The following is a 22,406-nucleotide window of genomic DNA, read 5'->3' as shown; positions in this document are numbered from 1 at the left end:
CCGGGCCCCGTGACACCGGGGCCCGGCGGCCGGTGGCCGTTCGGCGGGACCGTACGGCTCAGTCGCGCTCCCAGACGTAGAAGCGGTGTGCCATCGCGTCCTTGGGGGACCTCCAGGTCTCCGGGTCGTACGCGCTGACGTACGCCTGCAGGCGCTCGCTGACGTCACGGAACTCGGGGTGGGAGGTCACCTTGGCGATGGCCGGTCCCGGCTCGCGCTCGGACTCGATGAGGTGCATGTACACATCGCCGAACTGGAAGAGGCTGCGCCGCGCGACACCGACGAGGTGGGGCAGCTCTCCGCGGTCGGACTCCGCGAACACCTTGGCGATGTCCGGGGCGGAGCCCGGGGCCATCCGGGCGACGATCAGGGCCTGGTGCATGGGACGTGCTCCTTGGTCGGTTCAGTCGGCCAGGGCCGGGGCGGGCCGGTGTCCGGCGGCGGCCTTCTCGATCTTGTCCCGGATGAGGGCCAGCTGGACCTTGGAGTTCCGGTTGATGTTGTCGGTCATCCACGCGTCGTCGACCGGGGCCTCGGGCTTCATCGCGAAGTCCTGCGTCCACACCATCCGGACGCCGGCGGGCACTTCCTCGTACTGCCAGTGGATGTCCATGTGGGCGAAGGGGCCGGTCTCGACGCGGCGGGCCTTCACGGTGAGGGTGTCGCGGTCGGGCTCGCGCTCGGAGACCCAGCTCCAGACGGTGCCGTTGTCGTCCGGGTGCATGGTCAGCCGGAACGTCGTCTTCTCCCCGTGCCGGGAGAGGACCTCGACGGACGCGTACTCGCTGAACAGCTGGGGCCAGCGCTCCAGGTCGTTGGTCATGTCCCAGACCAGGTCCAGCGGCGCGGCGATGGTGATCTCGTTCTGCGTGTGTCCTGCCATCTCAGGCTCCTGCCATCAGAGTGCTGTTGACGAGGTCGAGGAACTGCCGGGGCGTCTTGCAGCGCTCCGCGTCGGGCGGCATCGGGGTGCCGTGCCGGTTCTCCAGTTCGCCGACGATGCCGAGCAGGCCGAGCGAGTCGACACCGAGGGCGTCGAAGCCGGCCTCGCCCTGCTCCAGCAGCGATTCCGGGTCGACGGTGACCCCGGCGGCCTGCTTCATCAGCGCGGCCAGTTCTTCCACGGTGATCTGTGCGGACATGCGATTACCTCCAGTACTGCTAGGCGGTGACGGCGCCGTGCCGGAGCACCAGCGCCGCGTTCGACCCCATGAGTCCGCGGCTCAGCACCAGCGCCGTCCGCAGCTCGGCGACACGGGCGCGCCCGGTCACGAGGTCGAGGTCGTGGCAGACGTCGAAGACGTTCGGGGTGGGCGGGATCAGTCCGTGCTCCATCGCGAGCACGGCCGCGGCGGTGTCCAGCACGGGTGCCGCGCAGTAGCCCCGCCCGATACCGGTCTTCGGCGCCGTGACCGGCACCCGGGTGCCGTGCGCGCCGAGGGCGTCGGCGAGCGCGAGTGCCTCGGCCCGGTCCGCCTCCGGCACCCCGAGGGCGTCGGCGAAGACGACGTCGACCTCCTCGGGAGCACAGCCGGCCTCGTCCAGGGCCTGCCGGATGGCGTGGGCGAGGCCCTCCCGGGACTCGGCCCAGCGGGAGGCGCCGGTGAAGGTGGCCGCGTGCCCGGCGACGAAGGCCCGGACGTCCGCGCCACGCTCGCGGGCGGACGTCTCCGCCTCGACCACCAGCATGGCGCCGCCCTCGGACGGCACGAACCCGCACGCGGACTCCGTGAACGGCCGGTAGGCGCGGGACGGGTCGGCCTCGGTGCTCAGCTCCTCGTAACCGAGCTGGCAGACCGCCGAGTACGGCGCCAGCGGCGCCTCGGTGGAGCCGGCCACGATGACGTCGGTGCCGCGCCGCACCGCCCGTGCCGCGTGCGCGAGGGCGTCGAGACCGCCGGCCTCGTCGGAGGCGACGACCGAGCAGGGGCCCTTGAACCCGCGGCGGATGGAGATCTGGCCGGTGCTCGCGGCGTAGAACCAGGCGATGGACTGGTACGGGCCGACGAACCGGCTGCCCTTGCCCCACAGCCGCTGCAGCTCGCGCTGGCCGAACTCGCCGCCGCCGGACCCGGCGGCGGTCACCACGCCGATGGAGTAGGGCTCCCCGGAGGTGTCGGCCTGCCCGAGCCGGGCGTCCTCCAGCGCGAAGTCGGCCGCGGCCATGGCGAAGTGCGTGAACCGGTCGGTCTGGACGAGGAACCGCTCCTCGATGGTCACCGCCGGATCGAAGGCGCGGACCTCGCCGGCGACCTTCAGCGGAAGGTGCTCACAGCCCTCGCGGGTGACCCGGTCGAGGACGCTGAGTCCTTCCTGGACGGCCTTCCAGAAGGTGTCGGTGCTGGTCCCGTTGGGCGCGACCACCCCGATGCCGGTGACGGCCGCGCGTCGGTCATGAGGTTCGCTCATCATGTCCTCTCCCTCGTCCGGTCCCTCGTCCGGGTCAGGACCACCGCGGACTGGAACCCCCCGAACCCGCTGCCCACGGACAGGACGCTGGTCAGCTTCCGTTCGCGGGCGACGCGCGGGACGTAGTCCAGGTCGCACTCGGGGTCGGGGGTCTCGTAGTTCGCGGTCGGGGGTACGACCTGCTTGGCCAGCGCCAGCACACAGGCGACCACCTCGATCGCCCCGATCGCCCCGAGGGAGTGCCCCACCATCGACTTGATGGAGCTCATGGGGGTGTCGTAGGCGTGGTGGCCGAGCGCCCGCTTCACGGCCGCCGTCTCGTGGCGGTCGTTCTGCCGGGTGCCGGAGCCGTGGGCGTTGACGTAGTCGATCGCCGTGGGGTCGAGCCGGGCGTGGTCGAGTGCGGTGTCGATCGCCCGGGCCATTTCCAGGCCCTCGCTGGTCAGGCCGGTCATGTGGTAGGCGTTGCCGAAGGTGGCGTAGCCGCCCAGTTCGCAGTACACGTGTGCGCCGCGGGCCCGCGCGTGTTCCAGCTCCTCCAGGACGAGCACCGCACCGCCCTCGCCCATGACGAATCCGTCACGGTGGTTGTCGAAGGGCCGGGAGGCGTGTGCGGGATCGTCGTTGTTCGGGGACGTCGCCTTGATCGCGTCGAAGCACGCCATGGTGATCGGGGAGATCGGCGAGTCCGACGCGCCAGCTATGCAGATGTCGGCCCGGCCCTCCTCGACGGTGTGGAAGGCGTACCCGACGGCGTCCAGGCCCGAGGTGCAGCCCGTGGAGACGGTCTGCACCGGACCCTGCGCGCCGAAACGTTCCGCCACCGCGGAGGCGACCGTGCTGGGCGAGAACGCCCGGTGCAGATGCGCCTCCGCCTCGCGGTGGTCGACGTCCCAGCGCTGCCCGCGGTGGCTGACCAGGACGTAGTCGTGCTCCAGGCGGGTGGTGCCGCCGACCGCGGTACCCAGCGAGACCCCGACCCGCCAGGAATCCTCCCGGGCCAGGTCGAGACCCGAGTCCCGGACCGCCTCCTCCCCGGCGACCAGGGCGAACTGGATGTACCGGTCCGCCCGGTCGACCTGATCCGCGTCCAGGCCGTGCGCCGCCGGGTCGAAGTCGCACTCGGCGGCGATCTGCGACCTGAGCCCCGAGGGGTCGAAGAAGGTTATGCCCCGCGTCGCGGTCCGGCCGTCGGCAAGCAGATCCCAGAATGCCGGTACGCCGATGCCGCCCGGAGCAACGATGCCTATACCAGTGACCGCCACGCGCCGGGTCATGACCGGACCCGACCCCGGTCGGCCACCTGCGCGGCACCTGCCTGAGCGGGCTCGGTGAGCACCGCGGCGGCCCCGATGATCTCCGTCTCCTCGGTGTCGACATGGCCCAGCTGCGGCCGCGGGGCCAGCGGACCCAGGTGGAAGACGATGCGCGCCTCCACCTTGCCGACGTTGCGGAAACGGTGCCGCATGTGGGCCGGGATCATCAGGCCCTGCTCGGGCCTGAGCGTGTGCGGCTCGCCGTCCAGGTCCACCTCCAGCTGCCCGCAGACGACGTACACGAACTCCTCGGAGTAGGGGTGGTAGTGCTCGCCGATGCGGTCACCGGGCTGCACGATGGCCACACCCATGAAGCCGCTGGTGGAGCCGACCGTGGCAGGGGTGAGCATGGCGCGCAGGTCGCCACCTCGCCGGACGTTGGGCTCGACCTCACTGAGGTCCACGATTTTCGGACGGGGTTTGATGGACAACGTTTCCTCCGGTTGGATGTGCTGCGCCGGCACTTGGCGGTGGGGGACCCGACCGCCGGATCAGGCGTCCGGCGAACGGCGGTCGGTGATCAGGTCCATACGGGCGGCCTCGGCGTCGAGCAGCTCACGCACCTCGGCGGCCGCGCGGGAGTCCCGCGGCAGCACCTCGACGTCCCGGTCGCCGCGCACGTCGACCAGCCGGACGACCACGTCGTCACGCTGGAAGACCGTGCTGCGCAGGATCGGGCTCGCGGGATCCTCCGCGGCCGCCGAGTCGGCCTGGGCGAGCAGCTCGGCCAGCCGCATCCCGCAGCCGCTCCGGGCCGGGTAGGACAGGGCCTGCCGCATGCCCTCCGGCTCGTCGTGCACGCTGACGTGATGCACCGCAGGCAGCGCCGCCCGGGTGAAGAAGACCCGCGCCGACTCCGGGTCGTCAAGGTCGCGGTCCTGCTCCAGATACGGGTTGATCGCCTCCTCGACGGCCCGCACCTCCGGCTGCCGGGCCACGTGCCGCAGCGCGGCGAGCAGGTCGCCCCGCACCTCGATGGCCCGCACCACCCGGTTGCCGTGCAGGAACAGCGAGGTCCGGCACAGCCGCGTGCTGTCGTCCACCCGGGCGTTCGGCGAGGAGTAGTCCGCGAGGATCTTCGCGACCTTCTCCTCACTGCCCGGCTTGACCGTGAAGGTCAGCGCGTGCCGGATCACCCCGTCGCCGATGCGCGGGTGGGCCTGCAGCCGGCGCTCCCCCGACGCGGCCTGCCGCGCGGCGCCGCCGGTCTCGCGCACCACGTGGAACCGCAGCGACCGGGTGTCCCGGACACAGCTGTGCAGCGGCTGCACCATCTGCACGTGCTCCTCGCTGTTCACCCAGGTGAGGAACGGCGGCGCACTCTCCCACTCACTCGTGATGAGCCATTGGGACGGATTTTCGATGGACTGGCAGAGTTGGTCGCTGACATGGCCCGGCACGGACGCAACCTGGTTGCACAGCTGCTCGTACGCCTCGAGGAACTGCTGCTGTGCGCCGTCGTAGACGTCCACCAGGAGGACGACCCGGAGCCGGGAGCCGTCGAACACGGACTGGGAGACACGCTTCGACACCTCGCGTGTCAGCGTTTCTGAAAGACGTTCAGACGTCGTGGTCATCCTGTACACATCTCCTTCGCGGGGCAGAGGCGACGCCCGCCGCTGGGGACGCGACGGCAGCGTTCCTTGATCCTGTGCCGGTCCCCACAAGCCCGCGACTCGTATGAACCACGCGGGTGATTGGGCACGCGGAGCGGGCGCCACCGGGCATGAGAACTCACAGGCGCCCCACACGCGCACCCCTGCCTCTGGAGGCTTCGATGCATCAAAAAGCCGACCACCGGGTCCCCGTCCTCATCGTGGGCGGCTCTCTGGTGGGCCTGTCCATGTCCGTGTTCCTGGGCCGTCTCGGCGTGCGGCACATGCTCGTCGAACGGCACTCCGGGACCTCGATCCACCCGCGCGGACGCGGCAACAACCTGCGGACGATGGAGCTGTTCCGGGTGGCCGGCATCGAGCCGGACATCAGGGCGGCGGCCTCACTCCTCGCCGACAACCACGGCATCCTGCAGACGCCCACACTCGTGGGTGATGCGGGCGAATGGCTGTTCCGGCACATCGACCCGGGCGGCGGACTCGCCCGGTTCAGCCCCACCAGCTGGTGCCTGTGCAGCCAGAACGACCTCGAACCCGTCCTCCTGGACAGCGCTCGGGAACTCGGCGGCGACCTGCGCTACTTCCACCAGATGGAGTCCTTCGCACAGGACGCCGACGGAGTGACGGCCACCGTCCTGGACCGCACCACCGAGGAGCGGTACACCGTCCGCGCGGACTACCTGGTCGCGGCCGACGGCCCCCGCAGCCCCGTCCGGCGCGCGCTCGGCATCGGCCAGACGGGCCCCGGCGACCTCTTCGCGAACGTCAGCGTCACCTTCCGCTCCGCCGGGCTCGCCGACATCGTCGGCGACCGGCACTTCATCTGCTGCTACCTCACCCATCCGGACGCCGACGGCGCCCTGCTGCCCGTCGACAACAAGGAACGCTGGGTCTTCCACGCGCCCTGGCACCCCGAGCACGGCGAGACGCTGGAAGAGTTCACCGAAGAACGCCTCAGGAGCCACATCAGCCGAGCCATCGGCGTACCCGACCTCGACGTCGAAATCACCGGAAAGGCGTCCTGGCGAGCGGCCGAACGGGTCGCCGACCGGTACACGTCCGACAGGGTCTTCCTCGCCGGCGACTCCGCGCACGAGATGTCCCCGACCGGCGCCTTCGGCTCCAACACGGGCATCCAGGACGCCCACAACCTGGCCTGGAAACTCGCCGCCGTCCTCGACGGCTGGGCCGGCCCCGGCCTCCTCTCCTCCTACGACACCGAGCGCCGCCCGGTCGCCCTCGCCACCAGCGCCCGCGCCTCCGCCCGCTCCGTCGAACACAGCCACCCCGGCTTCGCCCCCGCCCCCGGCGTCGGCGGCGGCAGGCGCGGCGGCATCCTCAACGTCGTCCTCGGCTACCGCTACCCGCACGGCGCCGCCCTCGGCACCGACCCCGAGCAGCCGGTCGTCCCCGACGGCGTGGACCTGACCGGACAGCCCGGCACCCGCGCCCCCCACCTCTGGCTGCGCCGCGCCGGACAGCGCCTGTCCACCCTCGACCTGTACGAGCGCTCCCTGGTCCTGCTCAGCGACGCGCCGGACGACGCCGGCTGGCACGAGGCGGCCCGCCGCGTCGCGCAGGCGGACGGCGTACGACTCGACGCGTACCGGATCGGCCCCGGCGCCGACGCGGACCTGATGTACGACACCGACGACACCGACTGGGCCGAGGCTCACGGCACCACCGCCGACGGCGCGGTCCTGGTCCGCCCGGACGGCTTCGTGGCCTGGCGGACCCCCGGCGCCGTACCCGACCCGGAGGCGACCCTGCGAAAGGCCCTGAGGACGCTACTCCGCACCACCTGACCTGCACAGACGACGGAAGGCCACCCGCACCGTGCACGCGGGTGGCCTTCGCCCTGCCGAGCCCCCTGTCGGATTCGAACCGACGACCTTCGCTTTACAAGAGCGGTGCTCTGACCAGCTGAGCTAAGGAGGCGTGCGCTTGCGCGCCCGTGCAGTGTACCCAGGTCCGGGGTGCCCCTCGTCGAAAATTTCCGCGAAGTTCACAGTCGCCCAAGTACTGACAGACGAGTGAACGCCAGGTACCGTCCTGAGCCAGTTCACTCGCGTGGACTACACCAACCACCTTCCTACAACGGATCGTCCGGCACGTTCCTGCCGGTAGAAGGGGGCCCATTCACCATGGCCACTGTCACGTTCGACAAGGCGACCCGGATCTACCCGGGTTCCACCAAGCCCGCCGTCGACGGTCTCGAGATCGCGATCGAGGACGGCGAGTTCCTCGTCCTGGTCGGCCCGTCGGGCTGCGGAAAGTCCACCTCCCTGCGGATGCTCGCGGGCCTGGAGGACGTCAACGGCGGCGCCATCCGCATCGGTGACCGCGACGTCACGCACCTGCCGCCCAAGGACCGGGACATCGCCATGGTGTTCCAGAACTACGCGCTCTACCCGCACATGACGGTCGCCGACAACATGGGCTTCGCGCTCAAGATCGCCGGCGTCAACAAGGCGGAGATCCGGCAGAAGGTCGAGGAGGCCGCGAAGATCCTCGACCTCACCGAGTACCTGGACCGCAAGCCGAAGGCGCTCTCCGGCGGTCAGCGCCAGCGTGTCGCGATGGGCCGCGCGATCGTCCGCGAGCCCCAGGTCTTCCTCATGGACGAGCCGCTGTCCAACCTGGACGCCAAGCTCCGTGTGTCGACGCGTACGCAGATCGCGTCCCTGCAGCGCCGTCTCGGCATCACCACCGTCTACGTCACCCACGACCAGGTCGAGGCCATGACGATGGGCGACCGGGTGGCCGTGCTCAAGGACGGCCTCCTCCAGCAGGTCGACTCGCCGCGCAACATGTACGACAAGCCCGCGAACCTCTTCGTCGCCGGCTTCATCGGCTCCCCGGCCATGAACCTGGTCGAGGTCCCGATCACCGACGGCGGTGTGAAGTTCGGCAACAGCGTCGTCCCGGTCAACCGGGACGCCCTGACGGCCGCCGCCGACAGGGGCGACCGCACGGTGACCGTGGGTGTCCGGCCCGAGCACTTCGACGTGGTCGAGCTGGGCGGGGGCGCCGCCGCGTCCCTGTCCAAGGACAGCGAGGACGCCCCGGCCGGCCTGGCCGTCTCCGTGAACGTGGTCGAGGAGCTGGGCGCCGACGGCTACGTCTACGGCGCCGCCGAGGTCGGCGGCGAGGTCAAGGACCTGGTCGTCCGCGTCAACGGACGCCAGGTCCCGGAGAAGGGCTCCACCCTGCACGTGGTGCCGCGTCCGGGCGAGATCCACGTGTTCTCGACCTCCACGGGCGAGCGGCTCACCGACTGATCGGGCTGAGCTGCGCGTATGCGCGAAGTTGACGAAAGGGGCCCCACGGAACGCCGTGGGGCCCCTCTGATCGGGCTGAGCTGCGCGTATGCGCGAAGTTGACGAAAGGGGCCCCACGGAACGCCGTGGGGCCCCTTTCGCTGCGTGAAATACCCGGCACAGCGATCATTTCGGGCACCGCCCGTCAACCCCTTACCCAGAAAGATGCGGTACTTCATCCCCCATAAGGGTGACCAAATGTCGCCAAATCATTACCGGGCGCTACCCTCACACGCGTGAAGCACTCCACCAACCCTCAGACGCGACGCGGCCATCGGGGCGGCCCTGCCCGCCGGATCGGCCGCACTCTCGCCCTCGTCCTGCCCGTCGTCCTGGTGCTCTCGGGAACCCTCGCGGTCACCCGGGTCAACTGGACGGGGAGCCACTCCAGCTCGGTGCTCACCGCCTCGGACGTCTCCTCGGCGGAGGCCTCCACCAAGGCGGTCTCCCGCGCCCCGCAGGACGTGCTCCGCGACCAGCTGATGACCGAGCTGCAGGACAAGGACCCGGGGGTGGCCCTCACCCACCTCCAGCAGGCGGTCGACGAGCAGCCCTCGCTGGCGAAGCACTGCTCCTCCATCGCCCGCGCCCTGGGCCGGGCCGCCGTGCGCATCTACGGCGCCCCGCGCGCGCAGTCGTTCGCCCGCCCGGTCTGCGACACCGCCTTCGCCAGCGGCATCCTGGCGGCGCACAGCTGAACCGTGACGGGGAACCGGGTAACGGCTCCTTAAGGAGCCTGTTGCGGTTGGAATCCCCGGCCGGGGCGCCACGTACAGTTCGGGGCATGACCCATCCGAACGCCGCGTCGCGCCCCACTCAAGCCGTCGTCCTGGCCGGTGGCCAGGGCTCACGGCTGCGCCCCTACACCGACGACCGGCCCAAGCCGATGGTCGAGATCCCCGGCACGGGCACTCCGATCATCGGCCACCAGTTGGTCTGGCTCGCCGAAGAGGGTGTGACGGACGTGGTGGTCTCCTGTGGCCACCTCGCCGAGGTCCTGCAGAAGTGGCTGGACTCGGCCGACCTGCCCGTGTCCGTCACCACCGTCGTGGAGACGGAGCCCCTCGGCCGCGGCGGTGGCCTCAAGTACGCCGCCGCGCATCTCCCCCACCCCGACCGGCCCTGGTACGCCACCAACGGCGACATCTGGACCCGCTTCTCCCTGCGGGACATGGCCGACTTCCACACGGAGCGGGACGCTCTCGCGACCCTGGCGCTGGCCCGGCCCCGGATTCCGTGGGGTGCGGTGCAGACCGACGGGTTCGGGCACATCACCGACTTCATCGAGGCGCCGCCGTCCACGTTCGAGATCAACGCGGGTGTGTACGTGTTCTCGCCCGAGTTCCGGTCGTTGCTGCCGGAGCGAGGGGATCACGAGCGGACGACGTTTCCCCGGTTGGCCCGGGAGCGGAAGCTTGCGGGTTTCCCCATTCCGCAGGGCGCCTACTGGCGGGCTATCGACACGGCGAAGGATCTGACCGAGGCTGCCAAGGAACTGGCGGCTCTGGGACGGTAGCCGTCCACAGGAACGTTGCGGCTTGCCTGCACGGAGAACGTCGCGGCTTCCCCGCACGGAGAAGGGCCCTGCACCTTGTGTGGTGCAGGGCCCTCTCCCGTCCGGGGTCTGTCAGCCCAGGAGGCCGCCCACCAGGCCCGGCTCGCCGGAGGTGGAGCTGCCACCGGAGCCGGAGCCGGAGGACGAGCCGCCCGCTGCGCCACCGCCCGTGCTGGTCGGGCCCGCTGTCGTGCTCGGGACACCGCCCGTCGGCGAGGACTGGCGGGGCGGGACCTGGCCCGAGGTGCCCTGGGTCTGGCTGGGCGTCGTGGTGGTGGCGCCGGCGCTGCGGCTCGCACCCGGGGTCGCAGCCGCCCCGGAGGGGCTCGCGCCGGCCGTGGCACCGCCGGTGGGCGAGCTGGAGGCCGACGGGGTGTTCCGGTGCCGCTGGCCGGGCTCCTTGGCCAGCGGGGAACCGGGCAGGTTGTTGCGCGGAGCCTCGCCCGGACCGGGGACGACCACGCGGCTGGAGTCGCGCACGGCGCCGCCCAGCAGAGAGCCGACGAGCAGGGTGAGACCGACCGTGACGGCCGTGATGAGGGCGCCGCGGCGCAGGACGAAGCTGCGCAGCTCCCAGATGTCGGAGCGGGGGCCGAGCCGGCGCCAGGCGCTGCCGGCGAGGCGGCCGTCGACGGAGTAGACGGGGGCGCCGGCGATGATCAGCGGGGACCAGGCGGCGAGGTAGATGATGTCGGGGGCGTCGTAGGCCGGGACCGTCTTCCAGCTGACGGTGACGATCAGGGCGGCGGAGAGCAGGACGCCGATCACGGCGGCCACGCGCTGCCAGCAGCCGAGGACGGTCAGGACGCCCACGACCACCTGGAGGAAGGCGATGACCAGGCCGGAGCCGACCGGGTGGTGGAGGGCGAACTGGCGCAGCGGCTCGGCGACTTCCCACGGGTGCAGGGTGTTGAGCCACGTGACCATGGAGCCGCGCTTGCCGCCGTCGAAGTAGACGGGGTCGCACAGCTTGCCCATGCCGGCGTAGAGGGAGATGAAGCCGAGGAAGACGCGGAGCGGGAGCAGGACGACGCCGAGGTTCATGCGGCGGCCCGGGTAGTAGGCGTGCCGAGCCGGGTCGTCGCCGTGGCGCTTGGCCGAGGGGGTGGTGTCGGTTTCGGCGAGGTCGTCCGGGTAGTCGTCGTACGCCTCGAACTCGTCGTCGCCGTAGGGCTGTTCGTCGTAGGACGACTCGTCGTAGGGCGGTTCGTCGTAGGCGCTGCCCCCCGTGCGCATGTGCGGCAACAGGCGGGTGCCGTCGTCGGAGGAGGTGCGCTGGTGGCCGACGACGGGCGTCTCGACCGTCTGGTCCAGGTCGTCGTAGACGTCGCCGTACCCGGTGTCCACGCGCGGGATGACCTGGGTGGCGCCGGCCTCGGTGGCGGGCTCGTCGGGGTGGCGGACGCTGCTGCCCCGCACGGCCTGGAGCAGCCGGTGGGCGCCGGTGTCGTCGGGGGCGGACCTGCCGCTCCAGACGACGGGGCGTCGGCGGCCTGCGGCAGCGCCGGGCTGGCCCGCGCCGCCCGCGAGGGGCATGCGGGAGGTGTCCTGGGTGGCGCTCAGGTGCCGGGCGATCCGCAGGGATCGGGTCCGCTTGGCCGAGGTGCCCAGCTGCACGCGGAAGCTGAGGTGATTGACGATGACCTGCGCCGGATCGCTCGGCACCTTCACCATGCTCAGCGCGGGAGCGTCGTCGTATCCCGACGAGCGGTCCCCCGTGGGTGTGCGGGGTGTTCTGGTGTCCACACGCATCTAACCGAGCGACGTGGAATTAGGACACTGCTTTCACCGGGCGGATGTGTCCGGACCGCGTCAAAGCGGCCCGGAACGCCATATGGGCGCCGGAATTACCCCGCACGGGTGAGATTCCGGACGGGTGTTCAGCTCCGCCTGCGCGCCGCCTCGTACAGCACGATCCCCGCCGCCACACCGGCGTTGAGGGACTCCGCGCCGCCCGGCATCGGGATCCGCACACGGAAGTCGCAGGTCTCGCCGACCAGCCGGGACAGACCCTTGCCCTCACTGCCGACCACGATGACGACCGGGCCGCCGATGGCCTCCAGCTCGCCGAGTTCGACCTCGCCGTCGGCGGCCAGGCCGACGACCGCGATGCCGGCCTTCTTGTAGGCCTCCAGGGCCCGGGTGAGGTTGGTGGCGCGGGCGACCGGCGTGCGGGCGGCCGTACCGGCGGAGGTCTTCCAGGCGCCGGCGGTCATGCCGGCCGAGCGGCGCTCGGGGACGACCACGCCGTGGCCGCCGAAGGCGGAGACGGAGCGGACGACGGCGCCGAGGTTGCGCGGGTCGGTGACCCCGTCGAGCGCGACGATCAGCGGGTCCTCGCCCCCGTCGTAGGCGGCGCTGGTGAGGTCCTCGGGGTGCGCGTACTCGTACGGCGGGACCTGCAGGACCAGGCCCTGGTGGTTCAGGCCGTTCGTCATGCGGTCCAGCTCGGGGCGCGGGGCCTCCATGAGGTTGATGCCGCCGCGCTCGGCGGCGAGCTGGAGGGCCTCGCGGACGCGCTCGTCGTTGTCGATGAACTGCTGGACGTAGAGGGTGCTCGCAGGCACGCCCTCGCGCAGCGCCTCGACCACCGGGTTGCGGCCGACGACCAGCTCGGAGGGCGACTTGCCGCCGCGGCCACGCGGCACGGGGCGGCGCACGGCCTGCTTCGCCTTGGCGCCCGCGATGCGGTTCTTCTTGTGTCCCTTGCGCATCTCGGCGGGCGGGGTCGGGCCCTTGCCCTCCAGGCCCTTGCGCCGCTGGCCGCCACTGCCGACCTGCGCGCCCTTCTTGCCGGACATGCGGCGGTTGTTCGCGGCCATGACCTACCTGTCTTCGTGAGCTTTCGTACGTACGTCTTATGCAGTGTGCCGCCCGGAGGGCCGGGCGGCACAATCGATCAAGCGGGGGCTAGCGCGGACCGAGGGTCCAGCGCGGTCCCTGCGGGCCGTCCTCGATGACGAGTCCGGCCTGGCCCAGCTGGTCGCGGATGGCGTCGGCGGTGGCCCAGTCTTTGCGGGCGCGGGCGGACTCGCGCTGGTCGAGGACGAGCCGTACGAGGCTGTCGACCACGCCGTGCAGGTCCTCTCCCCGGTCGGTGCCCTCGCCGGCCCAGTGCGCGTCCAGCGGGTCGAGGCCGAGGACGCCGAGCATGGCCCGCACCTCGGCGAGCCGGGCGACGGCGGCTTCCTTGTCGTCGGCGGCCAGCGCGCTGTTGCCCTGCCGGACCGTGGTGTGCACGACGGCGAGCGCCTGCGGGACGCCCAGGTCGTCGTCCATCGCCTCGGCGAAGGCGGGCGGGACCTCGGAGGAGGGCTCCACGACTCCCCCGGCCAGCTCCACCACGCGCTGTGCGAAGCCCTCGATGCGCGCGAACGCCGACTCGGCCTCGCGCAGGGCGTCCGGGCTGTACTCGATGGTGGAGCGGTAGTGCGGGGTGCCGAGGTAGTAGCGCAGCACGATCGGGCGCCACTGCTTGACCATCTCGCCCACGAGGACCGAGTTGCCCAGCGACTTGGACATCTTCTCGCCGCTCATGGTGACCCAGGCGTTGTGCACCCAGTACTGGGCGAAGTCGTCGCCGTACGCCTTGGCCTGGGCGATCTCGTTCTCGTGGTGCGGGAAGATCAGGTCGAGCCCGCCGCCGTGGATGTCGAAGGCCGCGCCCAGGTACTTGTGCGCCATGGCCGAGCACTCCAGGTGCCAGCCCGGGCGGCCGCGTCCCCACGGGGTCTCCCAGTCGGGCTCGCCCGGCTTGGCCGCCTTCCACATGGCGAAGTCACGCGGGTCCCGCTTGCCGGTGATGCCCTCCTCGGCGGGCTGCCGCAGCTCCTCCAGGTCCTGCCTGGACAGCTCCAGATAGGACGGCCAGGAGCGGACGTCGAAGTAGACGCTGCCGTCCGCCTCATAGGCGTGCCCGCGCTCGATGAGTCCGCGCATCATCTCGACCATCTCGGTGACATGGCCGGTGGCGCGGGGCTCGTACGTCGGCGGGAGGCAGCCGAGCGCGGTGTAGCCGTCGTTGAAGGCCCGCTCGTTCTCGTACCCGATCGACCACCAGGGGCGGCTCTGGTCGGCCGCCTTCCGGATGATCTTGTCGTCGATGTCCGTGACGTTCCTGACGAACGTCACGTCATAGCCGCGGTACTCGAACCAGCGGCGCATGATGTCGAAGTTGAGGCCCGAGCGGATGTGCCCGATATGGGGTGCCGCCTGCACGGTGGCGCCACACAGGTAGATCGAGACACAACCCGGCGCGAGCGGGGTGAAGTCACGAATCTGCCGGGCGCTGGTGTCGTACAGGCGAATGGTCACCACACCAGGGTAGTGGGCGCCGGGCAGTGCCATGCGCCTTCCGTCCAGGAACGGCCTCAGAGCCGCCCGACGACCTTCCGTGGCCTGATCCGTACGACCACCCGCTGGGCGTCCTGCGCCGAGGCCGGATTGAAGTCCGCATACTTCTTACCGGTGTATTTCAGGCTCAGTTCGTCGATGAGTTCGGGTCCGCCCTCGGTGGTCAGCTCGGCGGTGCCGCGGATCTCGGCGTACTCGTAGGGAGAGCCGGGGTCCAGGACGACCACGGTCACCCGGGGGTCGTGGTCCAGGTTCTTCTTCTTGCGGCGGTCGTCCGTCGTGGAGAAGAGGATGTCGTCACCGTCCCGCTTCACCCACACGGGGGACATCTGCGGGCTGCCGTCGGGCTGAAGGGTGCCCACGACGATGAAGACGGGCTCGTCGAGCAGGGTCTTGAGCCGGTCGGACAGGACGGCGGGCATGGGGGTACCTCCTCGGTCACCGGTGACTCTGCCGGTACCCTCGCACGCCCTCAGCCCACCCGCACCACGAGCGCCGTGGCCACTGCCATCAGCCCCTCCTCGCGCCCGGGGAAGCCGAGGCCGTCCGTCGTCGCGCCGGACACCGACACGGGTGCGCCCGCCGCCTCGGAGAGGATCTTCTGCGCCTCGTCGCGGCGCTTGCCGATCTTCGGCCGGGGGCCGACGACCTGGACGGCGACGTTCCCGATGACGAACCCGGCCTCGCGCACGATCCGGGCGGCCTCGGTGAGCAGGGTGACCCCGGAGGCGCCGGACCACTCGGGGCGCCCGGTGCCGAAGTGCCGGCCGAGGTCGCCGAGCCCGGCGGCGGAGAACAGCGCGTTGCAGGCGGCGTGCGCGACGACGTCGGCGTCGGAGTGCCCGGCCAGGCCCGGGCCCTCGCCCTCCCACTTCAGGCCGGCGCACCACAGTTCGCGGCCTTCCTCGAAGGCGTGGATGTCGGTGCCGATGCCGACCTGGGGGAGCACCGGCGGGAGCACAGGGGGCTGCTCAGAAGCCATCGTTGAGCCTCCTGCGGGCCAGGACCGCCTCGGCGAGGACCAGGTCGAGGGGCCGGGTGACCTTGAAGGCCTCCTCGTGGCCGGGGACGGTGACGACCTGCAGGCCGAGCTGCTCGACCATGCTCGCGTCGTCGGTGACGTCCTCGGTGACGGTCTCGTGGGCGCGGACCAGGGTCTCCCGGTCGAAGCCCTGCGGCGTCTGCACCGCGCGCAGCCGGGCACGCTCGGGCGTGGCCACGACCGGCTCGGGGTCGCCGGGGACGGCCGCGGGCTCGACCTCCTTGACGGTGTCGGCGAGCGGCAGCGCGGGGACCACGGCGGGAGCGCCCTCGCGTACGGCCTCGATGACCGCGTCGACGGTGTCGACGGGGACGAGCGGGCGGGCCGCGTCGTGGACGAGGACGATGCCGTACTCGGGCGGCAGGGCGTCCAGGCCGAGCCGCACCGACTCCTGGCGGCTGTCCCCGCCGGGGACTACGAGGAAGTCGGTGCGCTCGGGCAGCGCGTGCGCGTCGAGCAGGGACTTGACCTCGGCGGCGCCGTCGGACGGGGCGACGACGATCACCAGGGAGACATGGCGGGACGCGGCGAGGGCGCGGACCGCGTGGATCAGCATGGGCGTGCCGTTCAGCGCACGGAGCGCCTTGGGGGCGCCCGGGCCGAGCCGTACGCCCCGGCCGGCGGCGGGAATCACGGCGGCGACGGGGATCTGCGCAAGCGAAGGGCGCGAATCGTCAGACATCGGTTCCTGTCAGGTTTGTGTGCTCGACCTAGGTGGGTATGGCCTGGAGGAGTGCCGGGCGCGACGCCTTGACCGGACCCTTCCGTGACCCTGGTCGAGCCATCTGCCCGGGCCCGGCACATCAAGTATCGGGGGGTTTCCCCCGAGGTGAACGGCAGGCGTTACGGCGGCCTCGCAGGGGCCGGAGTCTTCCGGGGACGAACATGCCGCAGCGCCCGGCGACAGGGTGAGTGTCATCGGGCACCGCGGCATTTTTACTGTGCTGAGCGTGCTGAGGGCAGCGACAGCCGCCGGCGGCGCGTCAGGAGGCGAGCACCTCGTCGAGCAGGGCCTCGGCCTTGTCCTCGTTCGTGTTCTCCGCAAGAGCGAGCTCGCTCACCAGGATCTGGCGGGCCTTGGCGAGCATGCGCTTCTCACCGGCGGACAGCCCGCGCTCGCGCTCACGACGCCACAGGTCACGCACGACTTCCGCGACCTTGATGACATCGCCGGAGGCGAGCTTCTCCAAGTTTGCCTTGTAACGACGAGACCAGTTCGTGGGCTCCTCGGCATACGGTGCGCGCAGCACCTCGAAGACCCGGTCCAGTCCATCCTGACCGACCACATCACGCACGCCCACGAACTCAGCATTGTCCGCTGGCACACGCACCGTCAGGTCACCCTGGGCGACCTTCAGCACCAAGTAGGTCTTGTCCACGCCTTTGATCTGGCGAGTTTCGATGGCCTCGATCAGCGCGGCCCCGTGATGGGGATAGACCACGGTGTCGCCAACCTTGAACGTCATGTGACAGGTACCCCTTCCGTGGCTATCCAGGGTAACACGGATACGGCGTGTTCTGAATGGCGTTTTCGCAGGTCAGGGCATATCTCGGGGCTTGACAACAGCAACCGGAACGTGCTGCGAGGGCGCCCGCCGGCCCGAACGCAACCAGGTATTCGCAGGTCGGAGCGGCTCTTCGGACGAGGTGAAACGCGTACGTCACACACACGCCGAGCCGCTTCCAAGAGGATGAACGTCCCGATTTGTCTACTTCCAAGCGTACGACTTCCGCTACTCCGTTCGGCGGCAGGAGCCCGGGTCCGAGAGAATCCGGAATTGATCACAGGAGGCCGGATGGGCGGTGGGTGATCAATATCCGGGGTGGCCCTGCATTCCTTCACGGAAAATTTGCGGGCCCTGTTGCGGGGATGCGGACTGCGCTGTTGCGGCCGCGTTATGTGAATGGCGGACGAGCACCTCCGCAAAGTGACTCACGGGTCACTTGTGACGGGCGGGGTACGCCCAGCCGGAGTGAAGCCAGGTGCTTGGGGGAGGGTCGGGTGCGGCCGCGCGGGAACGGCTCGGTAACCTAAGCCCGCTGACAGACACTTAGGGCGGCTTTACAGGAAGCCGCCCCTGCGTTCAAGGAGATGCCGCCGCCGTGAGCAGCAGCCTTCGACGCGGCGCCCTCGCCGCATCCGCCATCGCATTCTCGATCGCCTCGCTCGCCGCCTGCGGCGCCGGCAACAACTCCCAGACCCTCGAGATCAAGCCGGACAACGCGGCGACCAGCGTCGGCGACATCAAGATCCAGAACGCCACGATCATCACGCAGCCCGATCTGAAGGCGTCCGGCCCGGCCGTCGTCTCCGGGACCGTGTTCAACACCGGCACGACGGAGCAGACGCTGCAGTCGATCGCCGTCGACGGCAGCAGCCAGCCCGTCAAGCTGTCCCCGGCCAAGGGCCAGAGCCTGACCATTCCGGCGCACGGCTCGCTGGTCATCGGCGGCAAGGACAACGCCTCCGCCGTGATCTCCAGCGGCCGTGAGGCGGTCCAGGACGGCAACGCCCAGAAGATCACCTTCACCTTCAGCAAGACCGGCCCGGTGGACCTGCGCGCCTTCGTGGTCCCGGCCACCAGCTTCTTCACCGGCTGGGGCCCGAGCGAGATCCCGACCGCGTCGGCCACCACCACCGCGGCGCCGGGCTCGACCGCGTCCGGCAACGAGAAGCCGGGCAAGGGCGGCAAGACCTCCCCGTCGGCGACCGTCACGGGCTCCGCGACCGCCACGGACGCCGCGTCCACCGGCGCCACCCCGAGCGACTCGGCGTCGCAGTCGGTCGCGGGCCACTGAGCCGTTCGTACACACGAGGGCGGCACCCCGGCTCGGGGTGCCGCCCTTCGTCCGTGCGCCGTGCGCGTCGTACGGTTTACGGCTCGAACTTGTAGCCCAGGCCGCGGACCGTCACCAGGTACCGCGGCGCACCCGGGTCCGGCTCGATCTTGGCGCGGAGGCGCTTGACGTGGACGTCGAGGGTCTTGGTGTCACCCACGTAGTCGGCGCCCCAGACCCGGTCGATGAGCTGCATGCGGGTCAGGACGCGGCCGGCGTTGCGCAGCAGCATCTCCAGGAGGTCGAACTCCTTCAGCGGGAGGTCGACCTTCGAGCCGGAGACCGTCACCACGTGGCGGTCGACGTCCATGCGGACCGGGCCCGCCTCCAGCGCGGCCGGCGTGACCTCCTCCGGCTCGCCACGGCGGCGCAGGACGGCCCGGATCCGGGCCACCAGCTCGCGCGAGGAGAACGGCTTGGTGACGTAGTCGTCGGCTCCTATCTCCAGGCCGACGACCTTGTCGATCTCGCTGTCCTTCGCGGTCACCATGATCACGGGGACGTTGGAGCGGCCGCGCAGCTGGCGGCACACCTCCGTGCCGGGCAGACCCGGCAGCATCAGGTCGAGGAGGACGAGGTCGGCGCCGTTGCGCTCGAACTCGTCGAGTCCGTCGGGGCCGGTGGCCGCGACGGCGACCTCGAAGCCCTCTTTGCGGAGCATGTACGACAGGGCGTCGGAGAAGGACTCCTCGTCCTCGACGACGAGCACTCGGGTCACGGAAGGACCTCCGGGGCGGGAAGCGTTTCGTACGCGGTCGGGTCGGGGGATACGCCGGAATCGGGGGATCCGGAAGTTGAGTGTGCGGCCTGGCCGGCCTCGTCGTCGAGGTCGGGGTGCTGGTGTGCGCGGTCGCGGGCCATACCCGCCTCCGGCAGCTTGAGGGTGAAGGTGGAGCCCTGGCCTTCGGCGCTCCAGACCGTGACCTCGCCGCCGTGCGAGGCGACCACGTGTTTGACGATCGCGAGACCCAGGCCGGTGCCTCCGGTGGCCCGGGAGCGGGCCGGGTCGACGCGGTAGAAGCGCTCGAAGATGCGCTCCTTGTCCTTGTCGGTGATGCCGATGCCCTGGTCCGTGACGGCGAGTTCGATCATGTCGCCGCCCGAGGCACTGATCCGCCGGGCGGCTATGCCGACGCGGGTGCGGGCCGGGGAGTAGTTCACGGCGTTCTCGACGAGGTTGCCGAGGGCTGCGGCGAGCTGACCGCGGTTGCCCCAGACGTGCAGGTCGGCGGTGCCGCCCGCGGCCATGGTGATCTGCTTGGTGCCCGCCTGGTGGCGGCAGCGGTCGATGGCCTCGGCGACCAGCTCGTCCACGCGGACGGGCTCGGCGTCCTCCAGCGGGTCGTCGTTCTGTACCCGCGAGAGGTCGATCAGTTCCTGGACCAGGTTGGTCAGCCGGGTCGCCTCGATCTGCATCCGGCCCGCGAAGCGCTGTACGGCCTCGGGATCGTCGGAGGCGTCCATGACGGCCTCGGAGAGCAGGGAGAGGGCGCCGACGGGCGTCTTCAGCTCGTGGCTCACATTGGCCACGAAGTCGCGTCGTACGGCTTCGATCCGGCGGGCCTCGGTCAGGTCCTCGACCAGCAGCAGGACCAGGCGCGAGCCGAGCGGGGCCACGCGCGCGGAGACGGCGAGGGCCTCGCCCCGTCCGGTGCCGCGCCGGGGCAGATCCAGCTCGACCTGACGTATTTCGCCGTCCCGTCTGGTGTCCCGGGCCATCTGGAGCATGGGCTCGATGGCGAGCTTGCCGCCGCGCACCAGCCCGAGGGCGTAGGCGGCGGAGCTGGCTTTGACGACGGCGTCGGCCTCGTCGAGGACGACGGCCGAGGAGCGGAGCACGGACAGCACGGTGTCCACTCCGGGCGGGAGTACGGGATCGGTATGCAAAGAAGTCCTGGTCGGTCGCTTCTGGTCGCGTTCGCTCCAGCGGAACGCCAGCATGGCGATGACGCCGGTGAGCACCCCGGCGATCGCTGCCGCTGCGGCGACCGCCGCGTTCACGTCCATGCCCCCAGGTTAGGCATGGGGTACGACATACCCACAGCCGTCCAGGTGCGACCTCGAACACTCGTCGCCCAGAGTTCACCTTGGAGCCAGTAGTGGTTCATTTGGGGTGGCAGAAACGGACGCGTACGAGGCAGACCGTGGGAGCGTGGGGTTCACACCGCTGGTTTTCGCCACGGGGCGCGTGGTGTCACGGCCCCCGGAACCCCGCGAAGCACACGTACGAGAGGGAACCCTGATGAGGGACGCGTACCACGAGGAACTTGACTCGATCGGCGACGCTCTGGTGGAGATGGCCAGGCTGGTGGGGTCGGCGATCGGGCGCGCCACGACGGCCATCCTCGACGCCGACCTGAAGCTGGCCGAGAGCGTGATCGAGGGCGACCAGAAGGTCGACGAGCTCCAGCACGACCTGGAGGCGCGTGCGATAGCCCTGCTCGCCCGCCAGCAGCCGGTGGCGACGGACCTCCGTATCGTCGTCACGTCGCTGCGCATGTCCGCCGACCTGGAGCGCTCCGGCGACCTCGCCCAGCACGTGGCGAAGCTGACCCGGCTGCGCTTCCCCGAGCGCGCGGTCCCGCACGACCTGCACGCCACCATCCTGGAGATGGGTCAGCTCGCGCAGCGCCTGATGGCGAAGGCGGCCGAGGTGATCGTGACGAAGGACGTCGACCTGGCCCTCCAGCTGGAGCAGGACGACGACGAGATGGACCTCCTGCACCGCGCCCTGTTCCAGCACCTGATCGACGACCGTTGGAAGCACGGCATCGAGACGGCCGTCGACGTGACGCTGCTCGGCCGCTACTACGAGCGGTACGCCGACCACGCGGTGGCCGTCGCCAAGCGTGTCGTGTTCCTGGTCACGGGCGAGCACGCGGATGAGCTGCAGCCGGACATCCATCCGGTCACCGGGGTCGACGAAGCCTGACCGCCGGGCCCCTCCGGGGGCTCGAAGGCCGCCGGGCGGGGCGCGCGAGCGCCTCTGTGCGCCGTTGATGCGCCCAGGGAAACGGGCATGCAATGGGCGAGGGCACCAGGCCCCAGTGTCGAGGAGGGACCCATGGCCGAATCCCCCAGCACCATGACCGACCCCACCCAGGAGCGCGAGACCGAGCAGCCCGTCGAGATCAGGAGCCTGCCGCTCGTGGCCGCGTGCGGCTGCGGTTCCGGCTGCGGCTGCGGCTGCCAGTCGGGCGCTCCCTGCCAGTGCGGCTGACGACGTACGACCTGCGAGGGGCTCCGGGGAATCCGGGGCCCCTCGCTTCTTGCCCAAGCTCACATCTTGCTCAGGAAAACCGCGGAAGCCGGCAGTCCGCCTCCGGGCGCTGACATGATCCACGGCAACCGGCGCCGCACCGTGCCGGCTGAGCCATGTGGGAGGGCTGACATGTCCCGCCGAACCCTCGCAGGACTGGGCATCGCGTGTGCCGCGCTGCTCGTACCACTCACCGGTTGCACGTCGGCTCACCCCGAAGCCGAGAGGCCTGCGCAGCCCACACGTTCGCCCGAGCCGGACGCGGCAGCGGGAACGGCCGGGCCGGGCGGCAGCGCGCAGCCCCCCGTCCAGAAGCCCCCGGAGCTGGACGCCGGTGAAGCACTCGCCGGCCGTCAGAACGTGACCAGCGGGAACGCGAGCTTCGCCTTCCGCGAGGGCCGGAAGGGTGACGCGCTGATCGTCGCGGTGCGCTGCCGGGGCGCGGGCGTGGTCAAGGTGGCGGTGCGGCCCGTACACGTCTCCTTCCCGCTGAAATGCCTCACCGACGAGGTCAGCACCGTCTACAACCAGGTGGCCGTCGGCGGGGCGGACCGCAGCGGTGTCGTCTCGGTCGAGGCTCCCTCGTCCGTGCGCTGGACGATGACGATCGGCCGCGGTGCGCCCGAGCCGGGAGACACCCACGGCGGCAGCCGAGTCGCCCCGAACAGCGTGTGATGCAGGTCATGGGAAGGCGCTGTGGG

Annotated in this window: 24 protein-coding genes and 1 tRNA gene; 8 read left to right on the top strand and 17 right to left on the bottom strand. The window is 70.8% G+C overall.

Annotated elements, in window-relative coordinates; translation table 11 throughout:
• Window positions 1-58: 58 nt before the first annotated feature.
• From ABZ471_RS36095 to ABZ471_RS36065, 7 genes are all read right to left on the bottom strand, one after another.
• Window positions 59-382 carry a TcmI family type II polyketide cyclase gene (locus ABZ471_RS36095; protein WP_359072550.1) on the bottom strand — a complete coding sequence of 108 codons (324 nt, stop codon included), beginning with the start codon at window positions 380-382 and terminating at the stop codon, window positions 59-61.
• 21 nt (window positions 383-403) lie between these two features.
• Window positions 404-883 (bottom strand): SRPBCC family protein, encoded by a 480-nt coding sequence (locus ABZ471_RS36090; protein ID WP_359072544.1) that lies wholly within the window; start codon window positions 881-883, stop codon window positions 404-406.
• Between the two features lies 1 nt (window position 884).
• Complete coding sequence (locus ABZ471_RS36085) at window positions 885-1,142, bottom strand: acyl carrier protein (RefSeq protein WP_359072542.1); 258 nt, start codon at window positions 1,140-1,142, stop codon at window positions 885-887.
• 19 nt (window positions 1,143-1,161) lie between these two features.
• Window positions 1,162-2,409, bottom strand: coding sequence for a ketosynthase chain-length factor (locus ABZ471_RS36080; RefSeq protein ID WP_359072556.1), 1,248 nt, complete (start codon window positions 2,407-2,409; stop codon window positions 1,162-1,164).
• Window positions 2,409-3,686 carry a beta-ketoacyl-[acyl-carrier-protein] synthase family protein gene (locus ABZ471_RS36075; protein ID WP_359072540.1) on the bottom strand — a complete coding sequence of 426 codons (1,278 nt, stop codon included), beginning with the start codon at window positions 3,684-3,686 and terminating at the stop codon, window positions 2,409-2,411. The genes ABZ471_RS36080 and ABZ471_RS36075 overlap by 1 nt, the downstream gene beginning before the upstream one ends.
• On the bottom strand, window positions 3,683-4,129 hold the full coding sequence (locus ABZ471_RS36070) for a cupin domain-containing protein (protein ID WP_359072554.1): 447 nt from the start codon (window positions 4,127-4,129) through the stop codon (window positions 3,683-3,685). Before ABZ471_RS36070 ends, ABZ471_RS36075 begins: the two co-directional genes overlap by 4 nt.
• Before the next feature lie 87 nt (window positions 4,130-4,216).
• The gene (locus ABZ471_RS36065) at window positions 4,217-5,302 is read right to left on the bottom strand and encodes a SchA/CurD-like domain-containing protein (RefSeq protein WP_359072538.1); all 1,086 of its coding nucleotides are present in this window, start codon (window positions 5,300-5,302) and stop codon (window positions 4,217-4,219) included.
• Window positions 5,303-5,502: 200 nt separating this feature from the next.
• On the opposite strand from ABZ471_RS36065, the gene ABZ471_RS36060 reads away from it, so the two are divergent.
• Window positions 5,503-7,143 (top strand): FAD-dependent monooxygenase, encoded by a 1,641-nt coding sequence (locus tag ABZ471_RS36060; protein ID WP_359072536.1) that lies wholly within the window; start codon window positions 5,503-5,505, stop codon window positions 7,141-7,143.
• A 59-nt stretch (window positions 7,144-7,202) separates the two neighbouring features.
• Here the strand turns inward: ABZ471_RS36060 and ABZ471_RS36055 are convergent.
• Window positions 7,203-7,276: transfer RNA gene (locus tag ABZ471_RS36055), tRNA-Thr, on the bottom strand.
• A 206-nt stretch (window positions 7,277-7,482) separates the two neighbouring features.
• Here ABZ471_RS36055 and ugpC point away from each other — a divergent pair.
• The 3 genes from ugpC (at window position 7,483) to ABZ471_RS36040 (ending at window position 10,174) form a co-directional block, all read left to right on the top strand.
• A complete protein-coding gene (ugpC, locus tag ABZ471_RS36050; protein WP_359072534.1) occupies window positions 7,483-8,619 on the top strand; it encodes a sn-glycerol-3-phosphate ABC transporter ATP-binding protein UgpC in 1,137 nt (378 codons plus the stop codon).
• Window positions 8,620-8,894: 275 nt separating this feature from the next.
• Entirely contained in the window at window positions 8,895-9,356 is a 462-nt protein-coding gene (locus ABZ471_RS36045) for a hypothetical protein (RefSeq protein WP_359072532.1), read from the top strand.
• Window positions 9,357-9,442: 86 nt separating this feature from the next.
• Window positions 9,443-10,174: a nucleotidyltransferase family protein gene (locus ABZ471_RS36040; RefSeq protein WP_359072530.1), complete on the top strand. Its 732-nt coding sequence runs from the start codon at window positions 9,443-9,445 to the stop codon at window positions 10,172-10,174.
• A gap of 111 nt (window positions 10,175-10,285) precedes the next feature.
• Here the strand turns inward: ABZ471_RS36040 and ABZ471_RS36035 are convergent, their stop codons facing one another.
• The 7 genes from ABZ471_RS36035 to ABZ471_RS36005 form a co-directional block, all read right to left on the bottom strand.
• Complete coding sequence (locus tag ABZ471_RS36035; RefSeq protein ID WP_359072528.1) at window positions 10,286-11,965, bottom strand: DoxX family membrane protein; 1,680 nt, start codon at window positions 11,963-11,965, stop codon at window positions 10,286-10,288.
• 128 nt (window positions 11,966-12,093) lie between these two features.
• Window positions 12,094-13,035 carry a 23S rRNA (guanosine(2251)-2'-O)-methyltransferase RlmB gene (gene rlmB, locus ABZ471_RS36030; protein ID WP_359072526.1) on the bottom strand — a complete coding sequence of 314 codons (942 nt, stop codon included), beginning with the start codon at window positions 13,033-13,035 and terminating at the stop codon, window positions 12,094-12,096.
• A gap of 88 nt (window positions 13,036-13,123) precedes the next feature.
• On the bottom strand, window positions 13,124-14,527 hold the full coding sequence (gene cysS, locus ABZ471_RS36025) for a cysteine--tRNA ligase (protein ID WP_359072524.1): 1,404 nt from the start codon (window positions 14,525-14,527) through the stop codon (window positions 13,124-13,126).
• Window positions 14,528-14,583: 56 nt separating this feature from the next.
• Window positions 14,584-14,988, bottom strand: coding sequence for a PPOX class F420-dependent oxidoreductase (locus ABZ471_RS36020; RefSeq protein ID WP_359072522.1), 405 nt, complete (start codon window positions 14,986-14,988; stop codon window positions 14,584-14,586).
• 50 nt (window positions 14,989-15,038) lie between these two features.
• Window positions 15,039-15,548, bottom strand: a complete 510-nt coding sequence (gene ispF / locus ABZ471_RS36015; RefSeq protein WP_359072520.1) for a 2-C-methyl-D-erythritol 2,4-cyclodiphosphate synthase — start codon at window positions 15,546-15,548, stop codon at window positions 15,039-15,041.
• Window positions 15,538-16,290 (bottom strand): 2-C-methyl-D-erythritol 4-phosphate cytidylyltransferase, encoded by a 753-nt coding sequence (gene ispD / locus ABZ471_RS36010; RefSeq protein ID WP_359072518.1) that lies wholly within the window; start codon window positions 16,288-16,290, stop codon window positions 15,538-15,540. The genes ispF and ispD overlap by 11 nt, the downstream gene beginning before the upstream one ends.
• Window positions 16,291-16,591: 301 nt before the next feature.
• A complete protein-coding gene (locus ABZ471_RS36005) occupies window positions 16,592-17,074 on the bottom strand; it encodes a CarD family transcriptional regulator (protein ID WP_003953493.1) in 483 nt (160 codons plus the stop codon).
• Between the two features lie 637 nt (window positions 17,075-17,711).
• On the opposite strand from ABZ471_RS36005, the gene ABZ471_RS36000 reads away from it, so the two are divergent.
• Complete coding sequence (locus ABZ471_RS36000) at window positions 17,712-18,407, top strand: DUF461 domain-containing protein (protein WP_359072516.1); 696 nt, start codon at window positions 17,712-17,714, stop codon at window positions 18,405-18,407.
• A gap of 76 nt (window positions 18,408-18,483) precedes the next feature.
• Here ABZ471_RS36000 and ABZ471_RS35995 read toward each other — a convergent pair whose 3' ends face one another.
• Complete coding sequence (locus ABZ471_RS35995) at window positions 18,484-19,164, bottom strand: response regulator transcription factor (protein WP_010358452.1); 681 nt, start codon at window positions 19,162-19,164, stop codon at window positions 18,484-18,486.
• Window positions 19,161-20,453: an ATP-binding protein gene (locus ABZ471_RS35990; protein WP_359072513.1), complete on the bottom strand. Its 1,293-nt coding sequence runs from the start codon at window positions 20,451-20,453 to the stop codon at window positions 19,161-19,163. Before ABZ471_RS35990 ends, ABZ471_RS35995 begins: the two co-directional genes overlap by 4 nt.
• 235 nt (window positions 20,454-20,688) lie before the next feature.
• On the opposite strand from ABZ471_RS35990, the gene phoU reads away from it, so the two are divergent.
• From phoU to ABZ471_RS35975, 3 genes are all read left to right on the top strand, one after another.
• Window positions 20,689-21,378, top strand: coding sequence for a phosphate signaling complex protein PhoU (gene phoU / locus ABZ471_RS35985; RefSeq protein WP_359072511.1), 690 nt, complete (start codon window positions 20,689-20,691; stop codon window positions 21,376-21,378).
• 132 nt (window positions 21,379-21,510) lie between these two features.
• Window positions 21,511-21,666, top strand: a complete 156-nt coding sequence (locus tag ABZ471_RS35980; protein ID WP_359072509.1) for a hypothetical protein — start codon at window positions 21,511-21,513, stop codon at window positions 21,664-21,666.
• Window positions 21,667-21,837: 171 nt separating this feature from the next.
• A complete protein-coding gene (locus ABZ471_RS35975; protein WP_359072507.1) occupies window positions 21,838-22,380 on the top strand; it encodes a hypothetical protein in 543 nt (180 codons plus the stop codon).
• Window positions 22,381-22,406 lie beyond the last annotated feature (26 nt).

The sequence above is a fragment of the Streptomyces sp. NPDC005728 genome (assembly GCF_040630895.1).
GTDB lineage: Bacteria > Actinomycetota > Actinomycetes > Streptomycetales > Streptomycetaceae > Streptomyces.
This window is presented reverse-complemented; position numbering and strand designations above follow the sequence as displayed.